This is a genomic window from Neisseria sp. P0024.S006, assembly GCF_051956595.1.
GTDB lineage: Bacteria > Pseudomonadota > Gammaproteobacteria > Burkholderiales > Neisseriaceae > Neisseria.
This window is the reverse complement of record NZ_JBQCXH010000086.1, coordinates 1-433: the sequence shown is the minus strand read 5'-3', so window position 1 is coordinate 433 and position 433 is coordinate 1. Positions and strand designations below refer to the sequence as shown.

Genomic DNA, 433 nt, shown 5'->3' with positions numbered 1-433 from the left:
CACCAGCAGCACCAGTTGCACCGTCTTTAACGATAGTAGTAGTGGTAGTACCGTTACCGTCGTTGATGGTTACAGTGTGAGTACCGTCGCCGTTGTCTTTAACGTCGGCTTCAGCATTCTTACCGTCTGCACCAGTTGCACCGGTATCGCCTTCAGCACCAGTTGCACCGTCTTTAACGATGGTAGTAGTGGTATTACCGTTACCGTCTTTGATGGTTACAGTGTGAGTACCATCGCCGTTGTCTTTAACTTCGGCTTCAGCGTTCTTACCGTCTTCAACGGGAGTAGTAGCGGTATTCACGTTCACGTCTTCGGTGGTTATCGTATAAATACCGTAGCAATTGCCTTTAACATAGGCGTCGGCATTCGTAACATCTGCACAAGTTGTACTGGTAGTATCTTGGGTAGCAGGTGCACGGTCTGTAGTGATGGT

General features: G+C 48.7%; 1 protein-coding gene. It reads right to left on the bottom strand.

What is annotated here, in order from left to right:
* On the bottom strand, positions 1 to 433 hold a 433-nt coding region (locus ACTHUF_RS11405; protein ID WP_440407770.1), incomplete at both ends, for a collagen-flanked surface repeat-containing protein.